The organism is Burkholderia sp. WTPI3, from assembly GCF_021483755.1.
GTDB lineage: Bacteria > Pseudomonadota > Gammaproteobacteria > Burkholderiales > Burkholderiaceae > Burkholderia.
Map to the genome: position 1 here is coordinate 1 of NZ_JAGIXF010000171.1, position 5,598 is coordinate 5,598.

Sequence of the window (5,598 nt, forward strand, 5' to 3'; positions counted from 1 at the left end):
AGGGTGAGGTTCAGGAAAGACGGGACGCGCGTCGATCGCGTTCGACGCGCGCGAGATCGGCCGCGTAGCTTGCTCGGCCGATCGCGAACAGCGCGGCGGCCGCGAGCGGCACGACGGGAATCCATTGGAGTGCGCCGACGAGGCCGGCGCGATCGGCGGCCCACCCCGTCAGCAGCGGGCCCGGCGCCATGCCGAGCAGGTTGTTGGCGAGTGTGAGCGTCGCGAACGCCGATGCGTGGATCGCGGCCGGCGTCAGGTTCGCGACCATCGCGCCCGATGCGCCGGACGCGCCCGCCCCGACCAGCATGCCCGCGCCGATCAGCGCGAGCTGCAGCGGCCCGGGCGGCAGCCGGAACGCGACGGCGAGGCACGCGCCCGTCAGCACGCAATACGCGATCGCGGTCAGCCATTTGCGCGAACCCTCGGTACGCCCGATGCGGTCGGTGACGATCCCGCAACCGACCATCCCGACGCCCGACAGCAGCACGAAGCCGGCCGCCAGCACGGCGGCGCGGTCGGGCGCCATCGCGTAGTAGCGGTTCAGGTAGCTCGGCAGCCACGCGAACAGCGCGCCGGGCACGAACAGGTGCAGCCCGCTACCGACATACGCGCAGATCACCGAGCGCGACGCGAACAGCCCCGACATCAGCGCGCGCATGCTGCCGCGCAGGTCGCCCGGGCCATCGGAATGGGGATGGGGCCGGCACGGCTCGGCGCGGCATGTCGCGATCCGCCGCTCGGTGACCACGGTGCGGTACGCGACGAGCAGCACGATGCCGAGCGCGGCCATCACGCCGAACGACCAGCGCCAGCCGAGATGCGCGCCGACCAGGCCGCCGAGCGCCATCCCGAACACGGAGCCGAACGCGCCGCCGGCCATGAACGCGCCGGTCAGCGTGGCGCGCAGGCGCGCCGGAAAGATGCTGAGGATCAGCGCGACGCCGACGCTGCCGTACGCGGCTTCGCCGAGTCCGACGAGGCCGCGCGACACGAGCATTTCGGCGTAGTCGGTCGACAGCGCGCAGCCGAGCGTCGCGATGCTCCACAGCGCGGCCATCAGCACGATGCTGCGCACGCGCCCGAAGCGGTCGGCGAGCACCGACAGCGGAAACGTCAGCAGCCCGACCAGCAGCGCGACGACGCCGGACAGCGAACCGAGCTGCGTGTCCGACAGCCTCCACGCGTGCTTGAGCAGCGGAAACACAGCGTTGAGCACCTGCCGCGACATGTAGTCCGAAAGCAGCAGGCCCACGGTCAGCCCGAACACGAGCCAGGCATAGGCCGGCGCGCGCCGGCCGGTGGCCGCCACGTCCTGCAGCGACGGCTCGACATGATGAATCAGCATGCGTGTCTCCTCCGGCACCGGTGCGGCAACGCGCCGGCGCGGCTTGGGCGGCCCCGCTCCGTGTCCCGGAGCTTGTCCTCGCGCGGCGCGCGAGGATGGGTGCCGCGCCACATCGATCGGCGGGCGGCGCTCGCGGGCCGCCCGGATGCGCGGCGTGTCAGGCCGCGCGCAGCGGCACGCTCACTTCGCCCGGCCGGCGGTTCGGCGCCATGCCGAGCTGCGCGAGCGTCTCGTCGACGCCGTCATACTGCACGCCGATCCGGTAGATCGCCTTTGCCTCCTTGCCGGTCGCGATGTCGCGGCCGAGCTCGCGCGCGATTCGCACGCACTGCTCGACCTGCTGCACCGACGTCATCCGGTTGCCCTTCTGGTCGATGATCGTGTCCTCGATCCCGCAGCGCGGATGCAGGCCCAGCGCCATCGCGACCGTGTTGATCGGCAGCACGTTCTTCATCAACGATTCGAGCGTGATGCACGCGCCGTCCGGGCAGCGCCGCACGAACTCCATGAAGTTGTACGGATTCGGGCCGTCGAAGCCGCCGCCGATGCCGACCCACGTGACGTTCAGCGGGCCGCGATAGACGCCGCGGCGGATGATCCGCTCGAGCGTTTCGAGCGCATGCATGCCGGTGAGCTGGAAATGCGGCTGGATGCCGGCCGCCTGCAGCCGGCGCAGGTGTTCGTCGACCCAGCCCGGGCCGGCCGGCACGGTCATCTCGCGATACGCGTCCCACAGCGCGGCTTCGTTCAGCGACGTGCCGGCGATGTCCTTGCGGTTCATCAGCTCGGTGATGTTCATCTGCACGGTGTTGATCGCGACCGTCACCTGGTCGGGCTTCGGCGTCAGCTCGGCGAGCATGTGGCGCGTGTCGTCGGACAGCCACTTCGCTTCGGCGCCGTCACCTTCCGGCGCGAACGAGATCGAGCCGCCGACCTGCAGGATCATGTCGGGCACCGCTTCGCGCAGCCGGCCGAGCAGCTCGTTGAACTTCGACAGCCGCTTGCTGCCCTTGCCGTCGAGTTCGCGTACGTGCAGATGCAGCACCGTCGCGCCCGCGTTGTAGCAGTCGACGGCCTTCTGCACGTGCTCGTCCATCGTTACCGGAATGTCTTCCGGAAAATCGGCTGGCATCCATTCGGGGCCATACGGCGCGACCGTGATGACTACCTTGTCCTGGTTTTCCGGGTGCAGCGAATCGTCGAGAAATTGCATGTCGTCCTCCAGATGGAATCGTTGTGTTCGTGGTGTACGGGCGTGCGTATCCCGTCGCGCCGGGCGGCAGGCCCGGTGCGTTGCATGGGGTTGGAAGCGGTTACGGTGCGGGGGCGTTCAGGTCAGAACGGCACGTCGCCGACGATGCCCGCGCGCTCCATCCGGCGCACGCACGGCGGATAGTCCATCACCGCGTAATGCTGCGTGCTGCGGTTGTCCCAGATCGCGACGCTGTTCTTCCTCCAGCGCCAGCGCACCTGGTATTCGGGGATGGTCGCCTGGCTGATCAGGTACTGCAGCAGCTGGCCGGCGCCGGGATTCGCGTCTTGCCCGAAGCGCACGCGCCCGGGCGTGTGGAAGTTCGTGAAATGCGTGGTGAACGCATTCACGTACAGCACCTTCTCGCCCGTTTCGGGATGCGTGCGCACGACCGGATGCTCGGCGTCCGGGTACTGGGCCTTCAACGCGAGACGCTTGTCGATCGGCATCGCCGCGCCGAAACTCGCCTCGATGCTGTGACGCGCGCGCAAATCGTCGATCTGCTGCTTCACGTGGGCCGGCAGGTGCTCGTACGCGAGCACCATGTTCGCCCACATCGTGTCGCCGCCGACCGCCGGCCCCTCGACACAGCGCAGCACGCAGCCGAACGGCGGCGCCGCGCGCCAGCTCGCATCGCTGTGCCACGCGTTCTCGTAGCGGTCGTTCGGCTGGTCGGGCGACTTGTAGATCCGCACGAGCCCCGGGTGGTCGGGATCGCTGCCGGCGACCGGATGATCTTCCAGCTCGCCGAAGCGGCGCGCGAACGCGACGTGCTCGGCGCGCGTGATGTCCTGGTCGCGCAGGAACAGCACGCGATGGCGCAGCAACTGCGTGCGGATCTCGGCGAACAGGCCGTCGTCGTGCACGGCGTCGGCGAGGCTCACGTCCAGGAGCTCCGCGCCGATCGCACAGGTCAGGGGTTCGACTCGCATGCGCGTCTCCTCAGACGATGAATACCGACGAGCCGGTCGTCTTGCGCGACTCGAGGTCGCGGTGCGCCTGCGCCGCGTCCTGCAGCGCATAGCGCTGGTTGATCCCGATCCGGATGCGGCCGGCCGCGACGTGCGCGAACAGCTCGCCCGCCAGATCGTTCTTCTCGGCCGGGTCGGCGATGTAATCGGCCAGCGCCGGGCGCGTCAGGTACAGCGAGCCCTTCATCGCGAGGCGCTGCGGATCGAACGGCGGGATCGGGCCCGACGCGGTGCCGACGCAGACCATCAGCCCGCGCCGCTTCAGCGAATCGAGCGAGCCTTCGAAGGTGTCCTTGCCGACGCTGTCGAACACGACGTCGACACCGGCGCCATCCGTCAGCTCGCGCACGCGTTTCGCGACGTCCTCGCGGCTGTAGTCGATCGTATGGTCGCAGCCGTGCGCGCGGGCGATCGCGGCCTTGTGTTCGCTCGACACGGTGCCGATCACGGTGAGCCCGAGCAGCTTCGCCCATTGCGACACGATCAGCCCGACGCCGCCCGCGGCCGCGTGCAGCAGGATCGTGTCGCCCGGCGCGAAATCGTGGATGCGGCGCAGCAGGTAGGCCGCGGTCAGCCCGCGCATCGTCATCGCCGCGGCCGTGTCGCACGCGATTCCGGCCGGCAGCCTGACGAGCGGCGCGGCGGCGATCAACCGTTCGGTGCTGTAGGCGCCGAGCGTGTTCAGGAAGCCGGTGTAGGTCACGCGGTCGCCGACCGCGACGTTCGTCACGCCGGGGCCGACGGCCTCGACCACGCCGGCCGCCTCGACGCCGATGCCGGCCGGCAGCGGAACCGGATACAGGCCGCTGCGGAAATACGTGTCGGCGAAGTTCAGGCCGACCGCTTCGTGCCGCAGGCGCACCTGCCCCGCGCCCGGCTCGCCGACCTCGACCGCTTCCCAGCGCAGCACGTCGGGGCCGCCGGTTTCGTGGAATCGCACTGCATGTGCCATCTTGTTCTCCGTAGATATTCAGTCGGATGCGCGTCACGCATCGTCGGGTTCTTGCACGCCCGGCGGCGTCGCGGCTGCGCCGCTCGCCGGGGGCATGTCCAGTTCGATCCAGTCGGCGTCGCCCAGGTAGCGCCGCGCGGCCGGGAAAATCACGCCTTCCATGCGCCCCATCTGCTCGAATGCGGCGTGCGCATAGGCGGCGAGCGCGGCATCGAACGCGGCCGACGGCAACCCGCCGGCGGCGAGCCGCGCCAGCGTATCGAGCGCCTGTGCGTCGCGGTGCCGCTGGCGGTCGAGCTCGTCGAGTTCGGCCGCAGTGCTCTCGGCCCGCCTGCGCAATGCCGTGAACAGGCGGGCTTCGGCCGACGTGCCGAACCGCGCGCTCTGCAGCGCCGCGAGTGAGGCCAGCGCCGCCAGCGCGCCGTCTGCATCCGCATCGGCGGGCGGGCGCGGCGTCGCGTTCGCGCCTTCGCTTGCCGTGATCAGCGCCTGCAGCCGCTCGCCGAGTGCGCGATGCGCGGCGAGACAGCGGGCCATCACGCGTACCTCGGCCGGAGCATGCCGCGCCGGGCACACGAGCACCGGCACGCCGCTCGTCGCGAACAGCGTCCGCCGTTGCGTGCATGCGGCTGCATCGGCGTCGCGCGGCAGCGCCGCGACGCCGATCAGGTCGCAGCCGAGCCTGCCGGCGAGCGCACCGGGCGACGTGTCGCCGGCCGCCTCGATCGCATGGGACAGGCCCTGCGCCCGGGCAGCGGCATCCACTTTCGCATCGTGCTCCGGCATCCGCGCTCCGGATAAACGCGAGTCCTGTGCGGCGCCGGACAGCACGAACGTGACTCGCGCGCCGACCGCACGCGCCAGTTCGAGCGCATGGCCGACCGCGTCGATGCCGCCGGGCACCGAGTCGACCGTCACGAGCAGATGGCGATACATCGTGCCGCTCCGCTTATCCGGCGCGCGGCGCGCTGCGCCGTTCGCCGGTCGATACGATGTTCATGGCCTCTCCTCTGGTGCATTCGTCGATTGCGTTCGTCACGCCTCGGAACCCATGCTATCCACCTCGCGGCGCTGCGGC

Annotated in this window: 5 protein-coding genes; all 5 read right to left on the reverse strand. The window is 70.3% G+C overall.

The genetic code is table 11. The features are described 5' to 3' along the window. Window positions 1-10: 10 nt before the first annotated feature. Window positions 11-1,345, reverse strand: coding sequence for an MFS transporter (locus J7024_RS36085; protein WP_124825696.1), 1,335 nt, complete (start codon window positions 1,343-1,345; stop codon window positions 11-13). A gap of 157 nt (window positions 1,346-1,502) precedes the next feature. Beyond that, complete coding sequence (locus tag J7024_RS36090; protein WP_124825697.1) at window positions 1,503-2,558, reverse strand: 3-keto-5-aminohexanoate cleavage protein; 1,056 nt, start codon at window positions 2,556-2,558, stop codon at window positions 1,503-1,505. Window positions 2,559-2,680: 122 nt separating this feature from the next. Then, on the reverse strand, window positions 2,681-3,529 hold the full coding sequence (locus tag J7024_RS36095; protein WP_124825698.1) for a TauD/TfdA dioxygenase family protein: 849 nt from the start codon (window positions 3,527-3,529) through the stop codon (window positions 2,681-2,683). Between the two features lie 10 nt (window positions 3,530-3,539). After that, window positions 3,540-4,520 (reverse strand): quinone oxidoreductase family protein, encoded by a 981-nt coding sequence (locus tag J7024_RS36100; protein ID WP_124825699.1) that lies wholly within the window; start codon window positions 4,518-4,520, stop codon window positions 3,540-3,542. A 33-nt stretch (window positions 4,521-4,553) separates the two neighbouring features. Then, complete coding sequence (locus J7024_RS36105) at window positions 4,554-5,456, reverse strand: universal stress protein (protein ID WP_124825700.1); 903 nt, start codon at window positions 5,454-5,456, stop codon at window positions 4,554-4,556. Window positions 5,457-5,598 lie beyond the last annotated feature (142 nt).